The sequence below is a fragment of the Marinobacter sp. 3-2 genome (genome assembly GCF_003751355.1).
Taxonomy (GTDB): domain Bacteria; phylum Pseudomonadota; class Gammaproteobacteria; order Pseudomonadales; family Oleiphilaceae; genus Marinobacter; species Marinobacter adhaerens.
Genome location: NZ_RJUQ01000011.1, coordinates 963,022 through 984,920 on the forward strand (window position 1 = coordinate 963,022; position 21,899 = coordinate 984,920).

Annotated in this window: 20 protein-coding genes; 11 read left to right on the forward strand and 9 right to left on the reverse strand. The window is 57.0% G+C overall.

Annotated elements, in window-relative coordinates; genetic code table 11:
- Positions 1-6 precede the first annotated feature (6 nt).
- Entirely contained in the window at positions 7-753 is a 747-nt protein-coding gene (locus EDB94_RS06345) for an amino acid ABC transporter ATP-binding protein (RefSeq protein ID WP_014578169.1), read from the forward strand.
- 145 nt (positions 754-898) lie between these two features.
- Complete coding sequence (locus EDB94_RS06350; protein ID WP_062781244.1) at positions 899-1,510, forward strand: hypothetical protein; 612 nt, start codon at positions 899-901, stop codon at positions 1,508-1,510.
- Here EDB94_RS06350 and EDB94_RS06355 read toward each other — a convergent pair whose 3' ends face one another.
- From EDB94_RS06355 to EDB94_RS06370, 4 genes are all read right to left on the reverse strand, one after another.
- A complete protein-coding gene (locus tag EDB94_RS06355) occupies positions 1,511-2,479 on the reverse strand; it encodes a hypothetical protein (protein WP_108017804.1) in 969 nt (322 codons plus the stop codon). It abuts the gene before it with no gap.
- A gap of 106 nt (positions 2,480-2,585) precedes the next feature.
- The gene (locus EDB94_RS06360; protein ID WP_146162195.1) at positions 2,586-3,530 is read right to left on the reverse strand and encodes a hypothetical protein; all 945 of its coding nucleotides are present in this window, start codon (positions 3,528-3,530) and stop codon (positions 2,586-2,588) included.
- Between the two features lie 5 nt (positions 3,531-3,535).
- Positions 3,536-4,255 (reverse strand): hypothetical protein, encoded by a 720-nt coding sequence (locus EDB94_RS06365; RefSeq protein ID WP_062781239.1) that lies wholly within the window; start codon positions 4,253-4,255, stop codon positions 3,536-3,538.
- A gap of 226 nt (positions 4,256-4,481) precedes the next feature.
- On the reverse strand, positions 4,482-4,772 hold the full coding sequence (locus EDB94_RS06370) for a type VI secretion system PAAR protein (RefSeq protein WP_108017806.1): 291 nt from the start codon (positions 4,770-4,772) through the stop codon (positions 4,482-4,484).
- A gap of 249 nt (positions 4,773-5,021) precedes the next feature.
- On the opposite strand from EDB94_RS06370, the gene EDB94_RS06375 reads away from it, so the two are divergent.
- The 4 genes from EDB94_RS06375 to EDB94_RS06390 all read left to right on the forward strand — a co-directional run bounded on the left by EDB94_RS06375 (position 5,022) and on the right by EDB94_RS06390 (position 9,647).
- Positions 5,022-6,374, forward strand: coding sequence for an adenosylmethionine--8-amino-7-oxononanoate transaminase (locus tag EDB94_RS06375; RefSeq protein ID WP_108017807.1), 1,353 nt, complete (start codon positions 5,022-5,024; stop codon positions 6,372-6,374).
- A gap of 29 nt (positions 6,375-6,403) precedes the next feature.
- The gene (locus tag EDB94_RS06380; RefSeq protein WP_108017808.1) at positions 6,404-7,138 is read left to right on the forward strand and encodes a 16S rRNA (uracil(1498)-N(3))-methyltransferase; all 735 of its coding nucleotides are present in this window, start codon (positions 6,404-6,406) and stop codon (positions 7,136-7,138) included.
- A 119-nt stretch (positions 7,139-7,257) separates the two neighbouring features.
- The gene (locus tag EDB94_RS06385; protein WP_108017809.1) at positions 7,258-8,487 is read left to right on the forward strand and encodes a DUF445 domain-containing protein; all 1,230 of its coding nucleotides are present in this window, start codon (positions 7,258-7,260) and stop codon (positions 8,485-8,487) included.
- A 110-nt stretch (positions 8,488-8,597) separates the two neighbouring features.
- Positions 8,598-9,647, forward strand: coding sequence for an HDOD domain-containing protein (locus tag EDB94_RS06390; protein ID WP_108017810.1), 1,050 nt, complete (start codon positions 8,598-8,600; stop codon positions 9,645-9,647).
- Here the strand turns inward: EDB94_RS06390 and EDB94_RS06395 are convergent.
- Complete coding sequence (locus EDB94_RS06395; RefSeq protein WP_108017811.1) at positions 9,630-10,991, reverse strand: YihY/virulence factor BrkB family protein; 1,362 nt, start codon at positions 10,989-10,991, stop codon at positions 9,630-9,632. The two genes, EDB94_RS06390 and EDB94_RS06395, sit on opposite strands and share 18 nt — an antisense overlap.
- A 200-nt stretch (positions 10,992-11,191) precedes the next feature.
- Here EDB94_RS06395 and EDB94_RS06400 point away from each other — a divergent pair, with 200 nt between their 5' ends.
- Positions 11,192-12,445 (forward strand): OmpP1/FadL family transporter, encoded by a 1,254-nt coding sequence (locus EDB94_RS06400; protein ID WP_108017812.1) that lies wholly within the window; start codon positions 11,192-11,194, stop codon positions 12,443-12,445.
- A gap of 48 nt (positions 12,446-12,493) precedes the next feature.
- Here EDB94_RS06400 and EDB94_RS06405 read toward each other — a convergent pair whose 3' ends face one another.
- On the reverse strand, positions 12,494-13,429 hold the full coding sequence (locus tag EDB94_RS06405; RefSeq protein ID WP_108017813.1) for a D-2-hydroxyacid dehydrogenase: 936 nt from the start codon (positions 13,427-13,429) through the stop codon (positions 12,494-12,496).
- A 93-nt stretch (positions 13,430-13,522) separates the two neighbouring features.
- Here EDB94_RS06405 and tmpT point away from each other — a divergent pair, with 93 nt between their 5' ends.
- The 4 genes from tmpT (at position 13,523) to EDB94_RS06425 (ending at position 19,388) form a co-directional block, all read left to right on the forward strand.
- Complete coding sequence (gene tmpT, locus EDB94_RS06410) at positions 13,523-14,176, forward strand: thiopurine S-methyltransferase (protein ID WP_108017814.1); 654 nt, start codon at positions 13,523-13,525, stop codon at positions 14,174-14,176.
- A gap of 404 nt (positions 14,177-14,580) precedes the next feature.
- A complete protein-coding gene (locus EDB94_RS06415; protein ID WP_008175348.1) occupies positions 14,581-16,503 on the forward strand; it encodes a PrkA family serine protein kinase in 1,923 nt (640 codons plus the stop codon).
- 39 nt (positions 16,504-16,542) lie between these two features.
- On the forward strand, positions 16,543-17,832 hold the full coding sequence (locus EDB94_RS06420) for a YeaH/YhbH family protein (RefSeq protein ID WP_206748289.1): 1,290 nt from the start codon (positions 16,543-16,545) through the stop codon (positions 17,830-17,832).
- Positions 17,829-19,388, forward strand: coding sequence for a SpoVR family protein (locus tag EDB94_RS06425; RefSeq protein WP_108017815.1), 1,560 nt, complete (start codon positions 17,829-17,831; stop codon positions 19,386-19,388). Before EDB94_RS06420 ends, EDB94_RS06425 begins: the two co-directional genes overlap by 4 nt.
- On the opposite strand, the gene EDB94_RS06430 is transcribed toward EDB94_RS06425, so the two are convergent.
- From EDB94_RS06430 to EDB94_RS06440, 3 genes are read right to left on the reverse strand one after another with little or no spacing between them, the layout of a single operon-like run.
- Positions 19,385-20,722, reverse strand: a complete 1,338-nt coding sequence (locus EDB94_RS06430; RefSeq protein ID WP_108017816.1) for a HAMP domain-containing sensor histidine kinase — start codon at positions 20,720-20,722, stop codon at positions 19,385-19,387. The two genes, EDB94_RS06425 and EDB94_RS06430, sit on opposite strands and share 4 nt — an antisense overlap.
- Positions 20,719-21,390 carry a response regulator transcription factor gene (locus EDB94_RS06435; RefSeq protein ID WP_088556375.1) on the reverse strand — a complete coding sequence of 224 codons (672 nt, stop codon included), beginning with the start codon at positions 21,388-21,390 and terminating at the stop codon, positions 20,719-20,721. Before EDB94_RS06435 ends, EDB94_RS06430 begins: the two co-directional genes overlap by 4 nt.
- Entirely contained in the window at positions 21,387-21,758 is a 372-nt protein-coding gene (locus EDB94_RS06440) for a PepSY domain-containing protein (RefSeq protein ID WP_108017817.1), read from the reverse strand. The genes EDB94_RS06435 and EDB94_RS06440 overlap by 4 nt, the downstream gene beginning before the upstream one ends.
- Positions 21,759-21,899 lie beyond the last annotated feature (141 nt).

Sequence of the window (21,899 nt, forward strand, 5' to 3'; positions counted from 1 at the left end):
TTACCCATGACTCAGATTGTGAAAATGAAGGGCATGAACAAGTACTTCGGGAAACTGCATGTCCTTAAAGATATTGACCTTACCGTTGAACAGGGCGAAGTGGTGGTAATCATCGGCGCCAGTGGGTCCGGCAAATCTACCCTTATTCGCTGCGTGAACGGACTTGAAGAGTATGAATCCGGAACACTGGAAGTGGACGGCCAGCAGCTCGCGCCCAAGAGCGGCAATCCGAAAGCTCTGGCTGAAATCCGCAAGGAAGTGGGGATGGTATTCCAGCAGTTCAATCTCTTCCCTCACCTCACGGTGAAGAGAAACATTATGCTGGCGCCCAAGAAGGTCAAAGAGACTCCCGAAACCGTCGCCAACGCCACCGCAGAGCGTTTGCTGAACCGGGTAGGCATCGGCAACCAGGCCGACAAGTACCCCAGTCAGCTTTCCGGCGGACAGCAACAGCGGGTCGCAATCGCCCGGGCGCTGGCGATGGAACCTCGCCTGATGCTGTTCGATGAACCCACCTCAGCACTCGATCCGGAAATGATCGGTGAAGTGCTGGATGTTATGCGGGAGCTGGCCAAGGAAGGCATGACCATGATGGTCGTCACCCACGAGATGGGCTTCGCCCGTGAAGTAGCCGACCGCGTGATCTACATCCACGAAGGTGCGATTGTGGAACAGGGCAAACCGGACGATGTGTTCGACAACCCGCAGAACGAACGCACCCAGGCGTTTCTTTCGCGGGTTCTTGCGCACTGAAGCAACCACGCAATCAGCCCCCGCTTCGGGGGCTTTCTTTTCTTGCCCGACGTCTAACCTTGAAGACTAAACTGTTCACAAATTAGACAACTCGAATCCAGCGGCTATCCTTATCTGAGCGGTCAATAGTCAAAGGGAGGTGTCTATGCGCGTGCCTGAGATCCGTCACTACCTGCTGCCATCACTCTTACTCCTTTCCGTGTCCAGTTTAGCTCTTGCGCAGTCGGCAGAAGAGTTATTAAAGGAAATCAACGAGCGCAAGGAGCGCATCAATCAGTTCCGAGCACTGCTGAATGATCCCGACCAGAGCACCCGACTTGCAGCCCTGGATGTCATGCTGAAATCCGACGACCTTGCCATGAAGGAAGTGGCTTATGGAATTGGCTTCAATAGCGCCGATGATGCGATGAGAGCGCTGGCCTTGAAAGGAAAATTCAGAGACGTCACCGTTCTGCCATTTAAACTGACAGCCGGCGAAAAGGAAACGGAAGCCGAAAAAAGCACTCTGCAAAAGCTGGCGAACTCTTACAGCTTCAAACTAGGCGAGTTTCACGAGGACACGGGTCAATTCACTTTCTCTGGTGGCGACTATCCCCCCGGGAAATACAATGGACAGATAAGTGGAACGGGGCTTGAGTTCCAGTCTCGTTATTGTCAGGGCTACTTTACGCTGGGAGACAGTGCAAATCTGAATGGAGAACTGCGTTGCAGCGGCGCCTACGAAGGAACCTACAGCGCCACAGCAAGGCTACAGTAGTTACCTGACGGGGATCACCAGGCCGGCAAGCCCAACGCCGGTCTCATCACCCCAGTGAGAATAGATTCGTAGCATTACCTTTCGTGCACGGACTGGCGCAAAAGCCACCTCCCTAGAACCGTCAGAGATAAAGTAGGTTCTCGTCACTACGGGCATCCAGCCTCCGTCTTCCCTGGAGCTGACAAGAAGCTCAAAGTCGCGTGGCAGACGTTCCGGAGGAACAACGCCATCCCCGATCAGTACCACTCGGTCAATCGCATGCACCCGGTCTCCCTTCAGGTCGACAACCACTTCGATTGGGAATCCGTGTGGTTCGGCCAACCAGACAGTACCGGAGTCATTCTTATCAATAAGGTTTGATACCCGGTACTCGGCGGACAACGCCGGACTCGACCAACTATCAACTGTTACTGCCAGATTGCCCTCGCTGGCATCAGCTCCGTCGGGCGAGGTTGTTGGTGTTTCCAGGCTACCAGTTGCCATGCCAAAAAATGGTCGCACGGTTTCCAAGGCGCGATCGAACCGAAGCACCTTGCCTTCTTCACTCTGCGGATCAACAGACATCAGAATTCCCGCCGGTGCATTATCCAGCACCAGCAAACTGCCACTGAGACCTTTGTACAACTGGCTTTCAGGCCCGACGGGGCTGACTCTCAGGTACAGAAGACCCACATCCGACACCCGGACGTCTCTCCGGCTCAGACTGCCGTCCGAATTAACCGATACGATCTGGCCGTTTCCCGCCGTCGACAAGACCCGATCCAGGGAAGAGAGAGCGCCCAGATCAAAGTCACAGCCATCCGTGACGGCTCCGGTCACACGCAATACAGCAAGATCGTAACCAAAGCGTTGTAAAAGATCGGCTTCTCCTCTGGGCCGGGCACTGCTTCCACCGACCAGGGTGGCGAAGAAACCATCACCGATCACGTGCGCGGGGGTGACGGCATAACACTCATTCAGGCGGCTCATCAGCACTGCCTGCCCGTGCTCCCCAGCCTTGACATAGGCCTGGGGAGGTATCGCCTCTGCCGTGCGAAATATCTGAAACAGAATGAAGAGGACCAGAGCTCTCGTTCTAATCACGGGTTGACACATCCCTCAGAATTTCACGAACGTTGGTATAGATCTCTATTGCTGCGAAAAGCAGGGCTCCAATACCAGCGAGAAAAGACAGTAAGGGGTCGTAAAGGAACCGGGCCCAGCTCGTGGCTCTTATCTGATATCCTGAACTGCCCAGCCTCTCTACCTTAACGTGGTCCGCGCTTCCGTGGGCAACGAGCTGGATGGCGTTCAAGGCCTCGGTGAACCTTTCCTGATTGGAGGGTTCGATTCTCAAAAAACCCTCGACAACCGCTTCATCATGCTCTTCGGGCTGCGCCCAGAACCCGACCTTGTCGCCCCGATCCAGCTCACTGGTACCCGCATTGTAGCGGGTATCCCGGAAAAGCTGCTCTTCAAGCACGTTGACGGTTCCCTGCAGCAGAACAATGTCGACGCCACTGCTCACATCATCCCCAACAACAATAGTTCCCCGAAAGGGCCAGACAAGTGGCCGGTCGTCCGACGACACTGTCAAAGAAGCCCAGTTTCCGAGAAGCCGATCGTCGTTATCGGGACTGACGATGCTGCCAACCGCCCCTTTGGTGGTACGAAGCGTGAGCCGAACATCCTGGATACCGTGACGCTGTATATCCACCCGGGTACCCCGGCGAATCAAAAGATAAGCATTCTCTGACAGTGATATTGCGGCATCCTCTGTCGTGAAAGGATCCGTGTACAGGACGGCCCCGCCCACACGCCACTCAGAGAAAGCACCATCGGATGTAACCAGAGACGCGGTTTCCGTTACGGCATTCAGTGTAAAGATGCGATCACGGCCATCCAGATACAGGCCCAGAAAAACCAGGATAAGTCCTGCTGAGAAGCACAAAGCCACCTTGCGGGACTGCTTATTCAGGCTCATTGCAGACAGAAACCGGATTCTGCGAAGACGCTTTCTTGCTGAATAGACAAGTCCCATACGCTTCACCCACCAGCTCTATCGGGCAAACGCACGACAAGCTCTGTCGGCGGCATCATCCGATCAAACCGTCTGCGCATGATGCGAAGGGCCAGGCTTCCCGTCCCGGCATCGGTAATGGGCACCGTGCAAATCGTGTCGTATCCGGTTCGGCGGCCCTCGCGGATAAGACCACATGCAATTGTCCGGGCGGAGGCATCCGGCGAAGTAACCACCGCAAAGGTATCCGACCGGCCGGAATTAACCAGGATATCCAGAGAGTCCGGTAATTGATTACTTTCTCCACGGAAAGCGATCAGAACAGGGCCACGCTCCACCTCATTGCAATCGCCCTCGTATCCGAGGACAGAGAGGTCCTTTCCCGCGTAGCGGCTGAGGTCATATTCAGAGTGGTTAGGCACCCGAACCCTGTCAGCCTCCGTTCCAGCCGGCCAGCGAAAAGTGTTTTCAGACCAGTACAATCCATCACGGGAGACTACCCGGACACAGACGTCCTCACCTTCCCTTACCGGTGATGAAAAAAGCGACAGGGTCTGAGCGGGCCTAGCATTCGAGGCCAGCACACCAGCCACAACCCGACCACTAACGGACGCCTCTTTTGTCAACGATTCCAGAAACCTGTCGCCTTTAAGCGTTAGCTCTGCAACGGCATCCTGAGCTGACGCACCCTGGGAGAAAATAGCGCACGAAAAACTGATTGTCAGAAAAACCGCGCGATAGTCCATGTTCCGCTTCCTTAGCCAAAATCATGAAAGCGGATGGCCTGCACAGCAATAATCAGGACCCAATCCGGATGTGTATCGTTAAATATAGCAGGGAAATCCGTCACGAACGGGACTCTCCCCACCCTACTCAGTTGACATGCAACTCAGAGTACGAAAGGCCAGTGCATAAAGCACCTCGTCACCCATCGCTCCGAAGCTCGTAAATCAGCAGTGAAATTGAAACGGCTCAATTGCCAATAACCACCGACCCCGACCCAATAGTCACACCACCGCATGAAATCGCACCACCTGTCACCGCCGCCGGTTTGCCGTTGATCATGACGGTGGACGAACCACCGGTGATGGTGCGCGGATGAGGTGGATGCTTGGGTTTGGAATGAGGTGCCAGCGGGTCGCCTACCCGGGCAACGGGCCTGCCATCAACCAGCACATCGGGGGAACCGGCAATCACCGGCGTGGGCGGGAAACCTTCGTGATCGGAGCCGAGGTCTCCGAGCAGAACAATCGCTTTACTCATGTCGCGTCCTTTGCGTTATTTGCCGGGCCATCCTGGCCCGTTGCGGGTAAAACGGCAGTTTATACTGAAGCGCTCTTCCAGCCAAACCCATCGATCTCACAGTGTGACGGAATCAAGAGCGAGGAAACGTCAGGCAATACCGGGCCAGCTCGACCCGAAATCCGGGTGGCCGATATCCGCTGTTAACTGTAATATCCGCACAGGTTAACAGCGACAACCCAGAATCAGACCGTCTGACGGAGAATTATCATGCGCAATGCTGACCTCGTCACCCGTGGCCTCAAGTCCGTGTGGCACCCCTGCACCCAGATGAAAGACCACGAAGGCGCCGTGCCCCTGGTGCCCATCAAGCGTGGCGAGGGTGTCTGGCTTGAGGACTTTGAAGGCAATCGATTTATCGATGCCGTCAGCTCCTGGTGGGTCAATCTCTTTGGCCACGCCAATCCGAGAATCAACGCGGCGATCCAGAAGCAGATTGGCGAGCTGGAACACGTTATCCTCGCCGGTTTTACCCACGAGCCGGTGGTCAATCTGTCCGAGCGACTGATTGAAGTGACCCCGCCCGGTCTGAACAAGGTCTTTTACGCCGACAACGGCTCCTCGGCCATCGAAGCTGCCCTGAAGATGAGCTTCCACTACTGGAAGAACCACGGCAAACCGGGCAAGAAGAACTTTGTGAACCTGAGCAACAGCTACCACGGTGAAACCCTGGGCGCCCTTGCACTCGGCGATGTCTCGCTCTACAAGGACACCTATCAGCCGCTACTGATGGAAGTGCTGACAGCGCCCTCCCCGGACGCCTTCAACAAGGAGCCGGGTGAGACCGACGAAGCCTACGCGCTGCGACAGTTTGAAGCCATGGAAAAGCTGCTGGCCGAGAAGCACGACGAAATCTGCGCCGTGGTGGTGGAACCGCTGATCCAGTGCGCCGGCGGCATGCGGATGCACCATCCCATATACCACACCAAGCTGCGGGAAGCCTGCGACCGCTATGGCGTGCACCTGATTGCGGATGAGATCGCCGTCGGTTTTGGTCGCACCGGTACCCTGTTTGCCTGTGAACAGTCGGGCATCACTCCGGATTTCATGTGCCTGTCCAAGGGGCTTACCGCCGGCTACCTGCCTCTGTCGGTGGTACTGACCACCGATGATGTCTACAACGCCTTCTACGATGACTATGAAACCCTCAAGGCGTTTCTGCACAGCCACAGCTACACGGGCAACCCCATTGGCTGCGCCGTGGCGTTGGCGACCCTGGACATCTTCCGGGATGACAATGTGATTGAGAGCAACCGCGCGCTCTCCACCTGCATGGCCGAATCGGTGGCGCACCTGGCAGACCACCCCAATGTCGGCGACATCCGCCAGCATGGGATGACTTTGGCCGTGGAGATGGTGAAAGATAAAGCGTCGAAAACGCCTTTTCCCTGGCAGGAACGCCGTGGCATTCGTGTTTATCAGCACGCATTGACCCGCCAGGCCTTGCTTCGCCCCCTGGGTAATGTGGTTTACTTCATGCCGCCTTACGTGATCACTGAAGAGCAGATCCGCCACCTGGCCCAGGTTGCAACGGAAGGCATAGAGATTGCGGTTCGCGACTGACAACCGCCAGGAACCTGAGAGACCAGCTCATGCGCATACCCCGCATCTATACCAATTCTGCCCTTGCCCAGGGCAGCACTGCCGAACTTGATGACAACGCCGCACAGCATGTGGGCCGGGTATTGCGCATGCAGCCGGGACAGGAGCTACTGCTCTTCAACGGTGATGGCAACAACTACCCCGCCACCATTTCCAGTGCCAGCAAGAAGAACGTGGAAGTCCAGGTTGGCACCCCGGAAGCCAACACCACCGAATCCCCACTGGAAATCGTTCTCGGCCAGACCCTCTCCAAGGGTGACCGCATGGACTACGCAGTGCAGAAAGCGGTGGAAATGGGTGTTACCCGTATCGTGCCGCTAACCACCGAACGATGCGACGTAAAACTGAAGGGCGACCGGGAAGACAAGCGCCTGCGCCACTGGCAATCCGTTGCCATCAGCGCCGCCGAGCAGTGCGGGCGCGCCAGGGTGCCAGAGATCCTGCCGGTGATGACGGTTTCCGAGTGGCTGGAACACAGCCGCGATTGCGAAGTCCGCCTGGTTCTCCACCACCGCACCGAACACGCGCTGAAGTCCATCATTCCCCCAGAGCGGGTGGCTCTCATGATCGGCCCGGAAGGCGGCCTCTCTCCCGAGGAAATCGCACACGCAGAAAAGGAAGGCTTCCTGCCGGTAGCCCTCGGCCCCCGGGTACTGCGAACGGAAACCGCCCCGGTCGCGGCCATGGCGCTTTGCCAATGGCTGTGGGGCGACATCGGCGGCTGACCGGCACCGACCGTACCGCCGTCTCATGTTGGCACGCAAGTCATTGACATAACGGGGTGCCAACAACATTATCCCTGTCGACTCCGGAAGCAAAAAAACGATCACACGCGAGTAACGGGATGACAAGCCTGCTAAGCACCCAAGAATTCTGGCAATACCTCAGTATTCCGGTCATTGCCGCCCTGATTGGCTGGACCACCAACTGGCTTGCCATCAAGATGACCTTCTACCCCCTGGAATTCATCGGCAAACCACCGCTGCTTGGCTGGCAAGGTATTATTCCCTCGAAGGCCCGCAAAATGGCGGCCATCAGTGTCGACGCCACTATCTCCAAGATCGGAACCGTTCGGGAGATCTTCCAGCAGATCGATCCGAAAGTTCTCGCCACCCATATCGTTCACTCCGTCGAACCCCGCATCGAGGAATACGTGGACGAAATGATGCTCAAGGAATACCCCACCTTCTGGGAAAACCTGCCGGCCTCGGCCAGGAAGATGGTCTACGATCGCGTCCGCAAATCCACGCCCCAGCTCGTGGACAACCTGGTGGAAGATGTCTCCGACAACATTGAAGACCTGCTGGATATCAAGGGCATGGTTATCGAGCGCCTGGCCAGCGACAAGGAGCTGCTGAACCGGATCTTTATCGAGTGCGGTGAAGTGGAATTCCGGTTCATCATCAACTCGGGGCTCTACTTCGGCTTTTTGTTCGGCCTGATCCAGATGGCAGTCTGGTATGTCTATCCGAGCTGGTGGGTGCTGCCTTTCTTCGGTCTTCTGGTGGGTTGGGCAACCAACTGGATTGCCCTGAATGTGATTTTCCGGCCGCTGCACGCCAAAAAAGTCGGCCCCTTCCGGATTCAGGGTCTGTTCCTGAAACGCCAGCCGGCCGTGGCAGAGTCGTTCTGCCACATCGTGACCCACGAGATACTCACCGTTGGCAACATCATCAACGCGATTCTCGATGGGCCCAAGGGTGATCGCGCCCGCAACATGGTCAAGAAGCACATCAAACCACTGGTGGATGAAACCGCCGGCATGGGCAAAGCGCTGACCCAGATGGCCTTCGGACCCACCGGCTTTGCAACGCTCAAGAACAAGGTTGGCGAGAAGGCCATCGAAATATCACAGACATCGTTCAACAACCCGGTGTTCGAGAGGGACCGGGCCAGAGCCGTCGAATCGATCATGGTCGAGCGGATGATTGCACTGTCTTCCGAAGAGTTTCAGGACTTGCTACGGCCCTGTTTCCAGGAGGATGAAATCAAACTGATTCTGGTGGGCGCATTCCTCGGCTTTGGCGCCGGTATCTGCCAACTGGTGTTCGTGTTCGGGGAGTCGTTCCTGTAAATTCCTGCCATAATTCACCGGCTTAAAACCTGTGCAAGGATGCGTCGTACATCTATACTCTCGGAAACGGAGGTTCATTACTTCGCACAGGTTCGACCCGGAGGCAACGGATGCCAGGTTTTCTCTCCTGGATTTCAGGATTATTCCCAAGCAAACAATCTGCACCACCCGCTCCGGAAGCGCGGCTGTTCAATCCATCCCCGGAGAAACCGGCGACCGACATCCCTGACACCAGCCCGGAGCTTGCCCAACAGCTTGAGGAACATCTGTTCTGCTGGCTGCTGGATGCCGAGCCGGCAGCCCTCCGCGCTGACCTTTCTTCCTACGAGGACGTGCTGGAGGAGCTTTATCGGCGGCTCACCAGCAACAAAATGGAGGAACTGCCTCGCCAACCCATGAGCCTGCCCATGCTCATGCGGGCCCTGTCCGACGAGTCCACCGACCGCCAGCGGCTCACGGAGATCATTCTTGGTGATCCCTCGCTGACCGATCAATTGCTTCAGATTGCCAATAGCCCCTACTTCCGAACCAGCGACCACGCCATCGAATCGGTGGACCAGGCGGTATTTGTACTGGGGGTAGATGGCATCCGGAACGTGATTTCCGCGGCGGTTATGCGCCCCATGATGGCCGCAAGGAACAGCCGGGAAGCGCTGTTTGGTCAGCGTGGCTGGCGCTGGGGCCTGACCTGCGCGCGAGCCGCAGAACTCATTGCCAGAACCCAAGGCGAAGACACCAGTGCACACTTTATGGTGGGCCTGCTGCCTTCACTGGCGTACATCACGATCCGCCGCGAACTTCAGCGAATCTGCCGGTCGCGCACAGCAATCGGCGAACCGGAGCCGGCGCTTATTCGGCATGCTCTGGCTAGATACCAGTGGGCTACCTGCCAGCTCCTGGCGAACGAATGGAACCTTCCCCCCAAGTACCATGCCTACCTGCTGGCCGCGGAACGGCCAGCCCCGAAACAGAAGCACACTCCGCTGACGGACGGCATGGTTATTGGCACCCGGGAAGTGCTGAGGCACGCCCATCAGCGCAACCTCGCAGAAGAGGACCTGCCAAAAGTGGTGCGCCTGACCCCGGATCAGATCAGCAACATTCGCAACGCGCTGCAGAAGATGCTTCGGGAAGGCGGCCGTTCAACTGTCAGAAGTTGAGACAGGCTCCCTCTCCGCCACAGCTCCTGGTTTTTCCTTTGCCTCGTCGCCGCGCAACAACTCCGCAAAGGTTCGTGTTTCCTCCACCTTGCGGACTCCCACCAATTCGGCGGGAATCACTTTCGGGAGCCGATCAACAATCCGGTCCTCGTCGTGGCGAACAACCCTGAGAACGTCTCCGATCGTTATCAGATCCAGCGCCCGCCCGGGCACCAGTCGATCGCCCTGACTCCCGGCCAGGCTCAGTAAACCGGCACGGATCAGTTTGTCACTGAGAGCCCGGGTTACCTCACCCGGCACCCTCAGCTCGTATTCCAGTAATTCCTGCTGGGGCGCAGGCTTGCCCTCGCTGAAGGGCTTGGCCACCAGCCACATGGTCGCCAGCGCCACGTTTTCCTGCAGCTCTGGTGCCAGTTGCACCTCGCGCCGCTTGGCCACGGAGCCGGGATTCTGCAGATAGAACCCGATGCTGGCGCCCAAAAGGAGAATCATCCAGTTCAGATAGATCCAGATGAGCAGAATAATGCCGATGGCGAAACTGGAATAGATTGCCGCGTACTTCGCAGACCCGGCAACGAAAGAGGCGAACAGCATGCCGGCCGCCTGCCAGGATACCCCGGCTACCAGACCACCGATGGCCGCATAACGGAGCTTGACCCGGGTATTGGGCATGAATACATAGACGAATGTGAAAGCGCCAACCACCAGGAAAAACGGGGTGAACCGGCTGGCCACAAGAATCACCGAGCCGAACGGTTCGATTTCGATGAGCTTCTGGACGATGGTTGAGGAAAAAATGGTCGCGCTGACGCCAATGGCCGAAACCATCAGAAGCGGTCCCACCATGATCACGCTCAGGTAATTGCTGAATCGCTGCGCCATGGAACGCATGTCTGGCACGCGCCAGATCATATTGAAGGAACGCTCGATTTTCTGGAGCAGTGACACCACCGTATAAACCAGCAGCGCCAGGCCCACCGATCCCAGTACGCCGACTTTCATATTATCGACGAAGCCCAGGATCTGTTCGGCAAGATCAATGCCCTGCGGTCCCAGCGGCTCAAAGAACTGGAACAGGAACGGCTCCATCCGCTGATGCACTCCCAGCGCCTTCAATACCGAGAAGCTCAGGGCAAGGAGGGGCACGATACTCAGCAGGGTTGTGTACACAAGACTCATGGCGTGGAGAGTCAATTGTCCACTGAGAACATCCCGGGCCATCGCATAGGCAGTGCGGCCGACCTTGTACAACCAGGTCCAGGGCCAACTCTGGGGCGGATTGGGATTCGCCAGAATCCAGCGCTCAGCTGCCTGAAGCCGGTCTTTTAATTGGAATGAAGCCACTTTAGGTCCTGTCGTTCCATGTTTTGTTCAGATTATCAGTCAGATATCCGGTGTAACCAGAGTATGGCCGATTAACGGCAGTTTGCGAGGGCTACACATCCAATATAACCATATCATCATTTATTACTTCCTCTTATAACAGATCTTCTGTAAAAAGGCCGCTATTCAAGAAATGGTATTTTCTGATCAGGTATTTTCTCATGCGAATCAAACTTGCTCTGGGCGTTGCTGCACTTACCGCCTTCTCACCGGTGACTGCCCTGGCCACCAACGGCTATTTCAGTCACGGCTACGGCACCATCAGTAAAGGCATGGCCGGCGCGGGCACTGCACTGTCCCAGGACAGCATTGCAGCGGCAACCAACCCGGCCGGTATGGCTTTTGTCGGGAACCGGATTGACGGTGGATTCGAAGTTTTTTCGCCCCGGCGGGAATATTCAGTTAACGGCAACCCTGGACCGGGCGACATGTTCCCTCTGGCGCCCGGCAGCTATAAAAGCAGCCGCAACGGTTTCGTTATCCCCCATCTGGGCTTTAATCGGGAACTTTCCGACACCACAAGTTTCGGCGTTTCGGTGTTTGCCAATGGTGGCATGAATACCGACTACTCTGGTGAAAGTGGCGGGCCTTTCTACGCAGGCCGTACCGGCGTAAACCTCGAGCAGCTTTTTATTGCTCCGACCTGGTCCTGGGAGTTCTCCGACAACCAGGCCTTCGGCATTTCACCAGTCATTGCCTATCAGCGCTTTGAAGCTGAAGGCCTGCAGAGCTTCGCGCCATTCTCGTCAGACCCGGGCGCACTTTCCAACAACGGCACCGACGATGCCTGGGGTTACGGTTACCAGATCGGCTGGCAAGGTGAAATCACCGACACCCTCCGCGGCGGCCTGAGCTGGCGCAACATTCTGAAGATGAACGAGTTCGACAAATACCGCGGCCTTTTTGCGGAACAGGGCGACTTCGACATTCCCCAGATGTTCAACGCGGGTATCGCCTGGTCTGGACTTCAAAACCACTGGTTTCTGCTGGATATCCAGCACATCCGTTACAGCGAGATCAACAGCGTGGGCAACCCGCTGCTGCCCAATCTGCAGACCGCACAGCTCGGCAATGATAACGGCGCAGGCTTTGGCTGGGACGACATGACCATCGTCAAGCTGGGTTGGCAGTGGCAGCAAACACCGGCGCATGCCTGGCGGGCCGGCGTCAGCTATGGAGAGAATCCTATCTCCGACGAAGATGTGCTGTTCAACATCCTGGCGCCGGGCGTTCAGGAGTGGCACTTCACTGGCGGATTCACCCACAGCTTCAGCGAAACCCTCGATGTGTCTGGCATGGCCTTTTATTCCCCGGCCAAGACAGTGACCGGTCCCAACCCGCTGGCACCGAACCAGACCATTGATCTGGAAATGTACCAGCTCGGCGCCTCGGTGAGCGTGGGCTGGAAATACTGATCTCCCAGGGCCAGTCAGCAAAGCCCCGGATCCTCCGGGGCTTTGCTGTTACAGCACAGATTTCAGGTTAACAGCGGTGATGCCGACGATCCTCTGCCGCGCTTCCCTACTGGCCCAGGCCGAGTGCGGGGTCACAATCAGATTGGGAATATCGCCCGCCAGCAAGGGATTGCCGTTGCGGGGCGGTTCCTCAGTCAAGACATCGAAACCGGCGCCGCCGATCTCTCCGGCGCGAAGCGCATCCGCCAGCGCCTGTTCGTTCACCAGGCCTCCTCGGCTGGTGTTGATGAGCAACGAGTCAGGCTTCATCATTTTCAGTTCGCGGGCACCGATCAGATCCCGGGTCTCGTCGGTCAGCAGGCAGTGCAGCGAGAGCACGTCTGCCTGGGGCAGCAATTCGTCCAGTGGAATTCGCGAATAGCCATCGACCACACCCGGCTCCTGCCCGGGCCGAGCTCCAAGAAGAACCTTCATACCAAAGGCCGCAGCCCGCTCCGCAACGCCCTGCCCCAGATCGCCGTAGCCGACAATACCGAGAGTGCGCCCCTCCAGCTCCATGATCGGATGATCCATCAGGCAGAACATGTCACTTTTGCCCCAGCGCCCTGCCTGGACATCGCGGGTGTAATCCAGAAGCCGAGTGGCCAGTGCCAACATCAAAGCCATGGTGTGCTGCGCCACCGTTGAGCGGCCGTAGTTGGTCACGTTCATGACCTTGATGCCGTGATCCTTCGCCGCCGCCTGATCGATGTTATTCAATCCGGTCGCCACCACGGCGATGGTCTTGAGTTCGGGGCAGGCCTCGAAATGCTCACGGGAGAGCACGACTTTATTGACCAGCACGGTATCGAACCCCCGGATACGTTCCAGTATCTGATCTGGCGTGGTCCGATCATACTTTTCCAACCCGCCGGTCACCGACTCGATGGGCGAGAGATCCACATCGTCGCCAAGGGTTTTGGCATCAAGAAACACCGCTTTCATACTTTTCTCCTGAATCCAGATGGCCACAGATTAGGGTAGACTTGGTTAAACGTCCAAAACTCAACATGTCCAAGCACGAACAGGGTATGAACCATGGAACATGAATTCTGGCACGAACGCTGGGCCAAAAAAGAAATCGGTTTCCACGAGGGCACGGTTAACCAGTATCTCCACGACCATTGGCCGGAACTGGCTGGCAAAGGCACCGACGCCGTTTTCGTGCCCCTCTGCGGCAAAGCCCACGACATGTGGTGGCTCCACGACCGCGGCCACCCGATCATCGGTGTGGAGCTGAGCGAACTGGCCTGCAAGGACTTCTTCGAAGAAGCCGGCGAGAAAGCCAAAGTTCACCCCGGCGAACCCTTCATAACCTTCAAACACGACAACCTGCAGCTCTGGTGCGGCGACTTCTTTCAACTGGTACCGGAAGACCTCAAACACGTTCGACTGGTCTACGACCGGGCCGCCCTGATCGCACTGCCGCCCCACATGCGCAGAGACTATGTGAACCACCTGACCGCCATCATCCCCGACGGCACCAGAATCCTGCTCATCACCCTGGACTACGACACCGAAATCAAGGGCCCGCCGTTCAACGTCAGCAACGAAGAAGTGCAGGAACTCTACCAGGACGACTACAAGATCGAGCACATCCTGACCAACACCCTGGCCAAGGATCATCCGTTTACAAAGAGAAAAGGTCTGGAAAACGCCTCTGAAAGCGTCTTCCGTTTAACCAAACTCTAGCCTGCCTTCAGGCGGTCGCCTCCGCGGCCTGATCGGAGTGTATCGGGTGGCTTTCTGACAACGAATTTGATGTCTGAGCGAAGCGAGTTACCAATTCGTTGTCAGAAAGCCACCCGGTGCACTCCAGCCCCCTCACACTGTCCCCCAGAAACCCGGCAAGCTACAAAACCAACACACCCGCCTAACATAATTTAATGAACCTTAACCACTCACACACTGTCCAACTCCCGAACCGTGAACTAAGCTCAAAGTAAGCAAGCCGACCTCGACAAGATCGTGCACAGGCTTGTAAGTATCCATTCCTTCCACCCATAACTAAATAAACCGCCCGGACGGGCGGAACTGACTGCAACGGGGAAATTGCGTGAACTGAAAGCTGAAGATACAGCGAGCGAGGGCGATCTATGAGCATACTGCAGCACTTCAAAGACCGGTATGAGAGTACTCAGGAAGAAGAATACAGTCTTGAGGAATACCTGGAGATCTGCAAAAAGGACCCAACGGCCTACGCCACGGCCGCTGAGAGAATGTTAATTGCCATCGGCGAACCAGAGTTCGTCGACACCTCGAAAGATCCGAGGCTTTCAAGGATATTTTCCAACAAGGTCATCAAGCGGTACCCCGAGTTTTCCGAGTTCTATGGCATGGAAGACGCCGTAGAAAACATCGTCTCCTTCTTCCGCCATGCCGCCCAGGGCCTGGAAGAAAAGAAACAGATTCTTTACCTGCTTGGTCCCGTGGGCGGTGGTAAATCCTCCCTGGCGGAAAAGCTCAAGTCACTGATGCAAAAAGTGCCCTTCTACGCCATCAAGGGCTCGCCAGTGAACGAATCTCCACTTGGCCTGTTCGATCCGGCCGAAGACGCCCAGATCCTGGAAGAAGAATACGGCATCCCCGCTCGCTACCTGAAAAACATCATGTCGCCCTGGGCCGTTAAACGGCTGCACGAATTCGGCGGCGACATCAGCCAGTTCCGCGTTGTAAAGATGTATCCGTCGGTACTCGACCAGGTTGCCGTTTCCAAGACCGAACCCGGGGACGACAACAACCAGGACATTTCCGCCCTCGTGGGCAAGGTCAACATCCGCATGCTGGAGGATTTCTCCCAGGATGATCCGGATGCCTACAGCTTCAGCGGTGGCCTGTGTAAGGCCAACCAGGGCCTGATGGAGTTCGTGGAGATGTTCAAGGCTCCCATCAAAGTCCTGCATCCGTTGCTGACAGCGACCCAGGAAGGCAACTACAACACCACCGAAGGCATGGGCTCGGTGCCCTTTGATGGCGTAATCCTGGCCCACTCCAACGAATCAGAGTGGCAGACCTTCCGCAACAACAAACACAACGAAGCGTTCCTTGACCGGGTCTATATCGTCAAGGTGCCCTACTGTGTTCGGGTGACGGAAGAAATCGAGATCTACAAGAAACTGCTGAGCAACAGCTCCCTGGAAGGGGCTCCCTGCGCGCCCGACACCCTGGACATGCTGGCCCAGTTCTCGGTGCTGTCGCGCATCAAGGAGCCGGAAAACTCCAGTATCTTCTCCAAGATGCGGGTTTATGACGGCCAGAACATCAAGGACACCGACCCGAAAGCCAAATCCATCCAGGAGTACCGTGACGCCGCCGGCGTGATGGAAGGTATGGACGGGCTCTCCACACGTTTCGCCTTCAAGATCCTGTCCAAGGTGTTCAACTTCGACACCACCGAAGTGGCTGCCAACCCGGTGCATCTGCTCTACGTTCTTGAAAAACAGATCGAACAGGAGCAGTTCCCTGCTGAAACCCATGAGAAGTATCTCCGGTTCATCAAGGAATTCCTGGCACCGCACTATGTGCAGTTTATCGGCAAGGAAATCCAGACTGCATACCTCGAAAGCTACAGCGAATACGGCCAGAACCTGTTCGACCGTTATGTCACCTATGCTGATTTCTGGATTCAGGATCAGGAATACCGGGATCCGGATACCGGCGAGATCCTCGACCGCTCCTCAATCAACGAAGAGCTGGAAAAAATCGAGAAACCGGCGGGTATTTCCAACCCGAAGGATTTCCGCAACGAAGTGGTCAACTTCGTCCTGCGGGCCCGGGCGAACAACGGTGGCAAGAATCCGTCCTGGCTCAGCTACGAGAAACTGCGCGCCGTGATCGAGAAGAAGATGTTCTCGAACACCGAGGATCTGTTGCCAGTGATTTCTTTCAACCCGAAAGCGAGTCAGGAAGATCAGAACAAGCACAAGCAGTTCGTCGAGCGTATGGTCGACCGAGGCTACACGGAGAAGCAGGTGCGGCTGTTGGCTGAATGGTACCTGCGGGTTCGCAAGTCTCACTAAGTCAGTGACCATTCACTGAGCTGGAGTAACGCCATGGGAATGACCCACATAGTCGACCGGCGACTGAACGGTAAGAACAAGAGCGCAGTGAACCGTGAACGATTCCTGCGCCGTTACCGACACCACATCAAACGTGCGGTGTCGGATGCTGTTCAGAAACGCTCGATCACCGATATAGAGCGGGGCGAGAAAGTCAGCATTCCGTCTCGCGACATTGAAGAACCCATCTTTCACCATGGCCAGGGCGGCAAGCGGGAGATGGTGCATCCGGGCAACCAGGAATTTGTGGCCGGTGACACCATTCCCAAGCCCGATGGTGGTGGGGGCCAGGGCTCCGGGCAGGGGCAGGCCAGCCCGGACGGGGAAGGCATGGATGAGTTCGCTTTCCAGATAACCCAGGAAGAGTTCCTGGATTTCCTGTTCGACGATCTCGAACTGCCCAATCTGGCCCGCAAGAAACTCAAGGATACCGAGGCCTTCAAGTACGTCCGCTCCGGCTTCAGCACCGATGGGGTGCCGGCCAAGCTGGATGTGGTGCGCTCATTGCGAGGCGCCCACGCCCGACGTCTGGGCCTGGGAGGGGCGCGCAAGAAGAAGATCCGGGATCTGGAGAAACAACTGGAAGCCTTGAAATCGGCGCCCGAGGATCTGGACCCGGCGTTCAGCCATGAGGATCAGATCCAGGTACTCGAGGAGGAAATTGCGCGACTGAAAGCAAACGTTCGCCGCATTCCCTTCATTGATGAAATCGACCTGCGCTATCGCCAGCACCTGAAAAAACCGCAGCCGGCCACCAGCGCCGTGATGTTTTGCCTGATGGATGTATCCGGATCCATGACCCAGATGCACAAGGACATCGCCAAGCGGTTTTTCATCCTGCTGTACCTGTTCCTCAAGAAGAACTACAAGAAGATCGAAGTGGTCTTCATCCGGCACCACACCAGCGCCAAGGAAGTGGACGAGGAAGAGTTCTTCTATTCGCGGGAAACCGGGGGCACGATTGTCTCCAGCGCCCTCAAGCTGATGCACAAGATTATTGAGTCCCGTTATTCCCCGGCTGAATGGAACATCTACGCAGCGCAGGCGTCCGACGGTGATAACTGGAACGATGACTCGCCGGTGTGCGGCAAGATCCTGGCCGACAATATCCTGCCACTGGTGCAGTACTTTGCCTATGTGGAAATCACGCCGCAGGACCATCAGATGCTCTGGTATGAATACGAGAAGATTCAGGAGCAATTCCCCCAGAGCTTTGCCCTGCAGCAGATCGCCGACCCCGGTGAAATTTACCCTGTATTCCGCCAGCTGTTCGAGAGGAAAGCCGCATGACTAACCTCATGGACCGACCCAATCCGCCCGAAAGCGACCAGCCCAGGGCCCGGGAGCCGATTTCCACGGGCTCTGAGTGGACCTTCGAGCTGATCCAGGAATACGATGACGAGATTGCCAAGTGCGCCGCCGAGTTCGGCCTGGACACCTACCCGAACCAGATCGAGGTGATCAGCGCCGAGCAGATGATGGACGCCTACAGCTCCGTGGGCATGCCCGTTGGCTACCATCACTGGTCCTTCGGCAAACAGTTTCTCAGCACATCCAAGGGCTATCAGCGCGGCCAGATGGGCCTGGCCTACGAGATCGTGATCAACTCCAATCCCTGCATCGCCTACCTGATGGAGGAAAACACCCTGCCGATGCAGGCGCTGGTTATTGCCCATGCCTCTTATGGCCACAACTCCTTCTTCAAGGGTAACTACCTGTTCCGCACCTGGACCGACGCCAGCGCGATCATCGATTACCTGGTGTTTGCCCGTCATTACGTGGCGGAGTGTGAGGAGCGCCATGGCGTGGACGCCGTGGAGGAGATTCTGGATTCCTGCCACGCCCTGATGAACTATGGGGTAGACCGCTACAAGCGGCCAGCCCCGATATCGGCGTCGGAAGAAGTGCGGCGCCAGAAAGAGCGGGAAGAATACCAGCAGAGGCGCATCAACGATCTCTGGCGGACAATACCGAAGCTTGACGAAGACGATGACCCGGTAAGGCGTCGCAAACGCTATCCAGAAGAGCCCCAGGAAAACATTCTCTATTTCATCGAGAAGAACGCGCCCCTGTTGGAAACCTGGCAACGGGAAATCATTCGCATCGTGCGGAAGCTTGGGCAGTACTTCTATCCCCAGCGCCAGACCCAGGTCATGAATGAAGGCTGGGCCACCTTTTGGCACTACACCCTGCTGCATCGCATGTACGACAAGGGGCTGGTGACCGACGGCTTCATGCTCGAGTTTCTCCAGAGCCACTCGGCGGTGGTGTACCAGCCGCCATTCAACAGCCCGTGGTATTCGGGCATTAACCCATACACCCTGGGATTCTCCATCTTTACGGACCTGCGCAGGATCTGCGAGAACCCGACAGACGAAGACCGTGAGTGGTTCCCGGACATCGCCGGCAGCGACTGGCTGGAAACCCTGCACTTTGCGATGAAGAACTTCAAGGATGAGAGCTTCATCCAGCAGTTCCTCTCCCCCAAGGTAATGCGGGATCTGAAACTTTTCGCAATCCAGAATGATGATCAGGAAGATGTGTACCGGGTAACCGCCATCCACGATGACCCCGGCTACCGGGACCTGCGAGAGAAACTGGCGCGCCAGTACAACCTCAGCTATCGCGAACCCAACATTCAGGTATGGAATGTGGATGTGCGCGGCGACCGCTCACTGACCCTGCGCCATATTCCCGTGGACCGCGTCCCCCTGGGCAAGGAAACTGATGAAGTCCTGCGGCACGTGCACCGGCTATGGGGCTTTGATGTGCACCTCGAGAGCGTGGACGATGGCACCGTGGTGGAGGACCACCACTGCCCGCCCAGAGAAGTTGAGGAGGATTAAGCCGGCAATTCAACGCTGACCCTCAGGCCCCCGAGGCCTGAACGTGTCAGCGTGAGGGTCCCGCCATAGATTCTGACAAGGTCGTTCACGATCGAGAGTCCGAGTCCAGACCCCGAGCGCTCTTCGTCAAGGCGGGCACCCCGGCTGAGAGCCCCGGCGCACTGGGTTTCGGACATTCCCGGTCCGTCATCTTCGACAACGATGGAGAGACTCTCAGGCGATTGCTCAAGAACCAATTCAACGCGCTTTTCTGCCCATTTGACAGCATTTTCCAGCAAATTACCGACTATTTCCTGAATATCCTGCTGCTCGAACCTGACAGGCCCGGCCAGTTCAAGATTCTTTTCAAACTGAACGCCCCTGCGCGAGGCGAGCCCCTCCAGCGCGGCAAAGACCGGAGTCAGGGCCTCAGCCAGATCGGTTTTCCGACCCAAGCCGACCGGGCCCGCCGCCGACGCCCGGGCCAGATGATGCCTGACAGCGGCATTCAGGCGCTGCAGTTCCGCCCGGAAAGCCTGTTGTTGAGACGCGGGTAACTGCTCGGATAACGTGCCCAGCACAGACAGCGGCGTTTTCAGCGCGTGAGCGAGATTGCCGGCCGCGGAACGGCCACGTTCAATCAGCGTCTGGTCCCGCTCGAGGACCAGGTTAATCGCCCGCGCAAGGCGGGCAAGTTCCTCAGGAAGATCGGTTGCGAGGCTATTCTGTCGACCGGCTTCGACACTCTTCAGGCTTTTTTCGACGCGTCTCATGGGATCAAGACCCCAGCGTATCTGGAGCCCGATAAGGATCAACAAGAGAACCCCAAGCGTCGCCAGAGACACAGCAAGCAACCTGTGGAAACGAGCGACCTCGGCTCGAACTTCGGTCAGGTCGGCCGCCACTGATACATGCAACGGGTCCGGCAGGTTCGGAATCTGGATCGTGCGCGCCGCCACTCTCAGCGTTTGCCCCCCGGGGCCTGCTGACTGCCGATAGACAACCTGTGAACCTTCTACAACTGGAAGCCGCTGATCCCACAGGGATCGTGAGGTGATCACGCGTTCGGCACCATCAGTTACCTGCCAGTACCAACCTGAAAAAACCCGCTCAAACCGCGGGTCGCCCAATTGGCGCTCCAGGACCAATGCATCGTTGGGAAGGTCATAGGCGACACCGGCAATCACCACATTCAGCAGGGAATCCAACCGGTTGTTAAATGATGTATTCACGGCCTCGCGGAAATTCCAGGCCAGCAGCCCTCCAGCGACAGGCAAAACCAGCAGAATCAACACAAGGGCGGACACCATCATCCGTCTGGCAATGCCCCAGCGTTTCAAGCCCGACAGGATCATGCTGGAGCTTTCCCGCCATTCATCCGGTAACCTTGGCCACGAACGGTTTCGATCGACTCTCCGCCAAGCTTCCGACGCAACCGGCTGACCTGGACATCAATCACATTGGAATCCGGCTCCTGATCACCGTCATACACATGTTCGGAAAGTTCGGTACGGCTCACTACCCTCGGGGCGGCGTGGATCAGGCGGGACAGCAGCCTGAACTCCTGGGCGGTCAGGGCAACCGGCATTCCGGCACGCGTGACTTGCCCTGCGTGGGTATCCAGGGCAATTTCGCCGACCGTAATCATCGGATGGGCATGACCATGGGCCCGGCGCATCAGCGCACGAAGCCGGAACAGGACCTCCGCCGTTTCGAACGGTTTGGTGACATAATCATCCGCCCCGGCAGAAAAACCGGCGGCCTTGTCGGACCATCGCTCCCGGGCTGTCAGTATCAGGACCGGCAGGTCAATTCCTCGCTCCCGCCAACCAGCAAGCCATTGCACACCGCTACCATCAGGCAATCCGAGGTCCAGAATCACCACGTCGTAGCGTTCAGTGCTCACCAGAAAATCTGCACTGCGACCATCTTCTGCCACTTCCACCAGGAGCCCGGCATTGCTCAGCGCAGCGGCAAGGCCCTCGGCAAGAGCCCTATCATCTTCCACCAGCAATACTTTCATCGGCGCCTCATCCCCTGGATATTACGACCTTCCATTTCAATTATTTCACCGGTTTGGGCATCCACTTCAAATTCCACGACCTGTCCCTGAGGCCCAAGAAGCTCGATCTCGTATATCCGCCGGCCATCATCGTGATCCAGGTCCACATCGATTACGTCACCGATCCAGTCCTTCGAAAGGCTCTTGAGAATCTCGCCAAGAGGTTTGATTCTACCCGCCTGTACCTCCCGGTGCAGGCTGTGCCAATCCTCATCGTCATCGGCAAGAGCGTTGGGCACGCCAGCTACCGAGGCGATCACCAGCACCAGCAATACCGTGAGCACCGAGAGACGGAGGTAGTGATTTGCTGCTTTCGTGGCATTTTTCATGGCGTCATTTTGTCAAAGCCCGGATGAACGAATCATGAACGGAGCACTCACGCTGCGGTAAGCACATCCCGCCTAGGATGCACTCAGGTTGACGGGAAAACCCTTCCTGTCTCCGATCCTGTTTTCAAAACTTTCAACGGC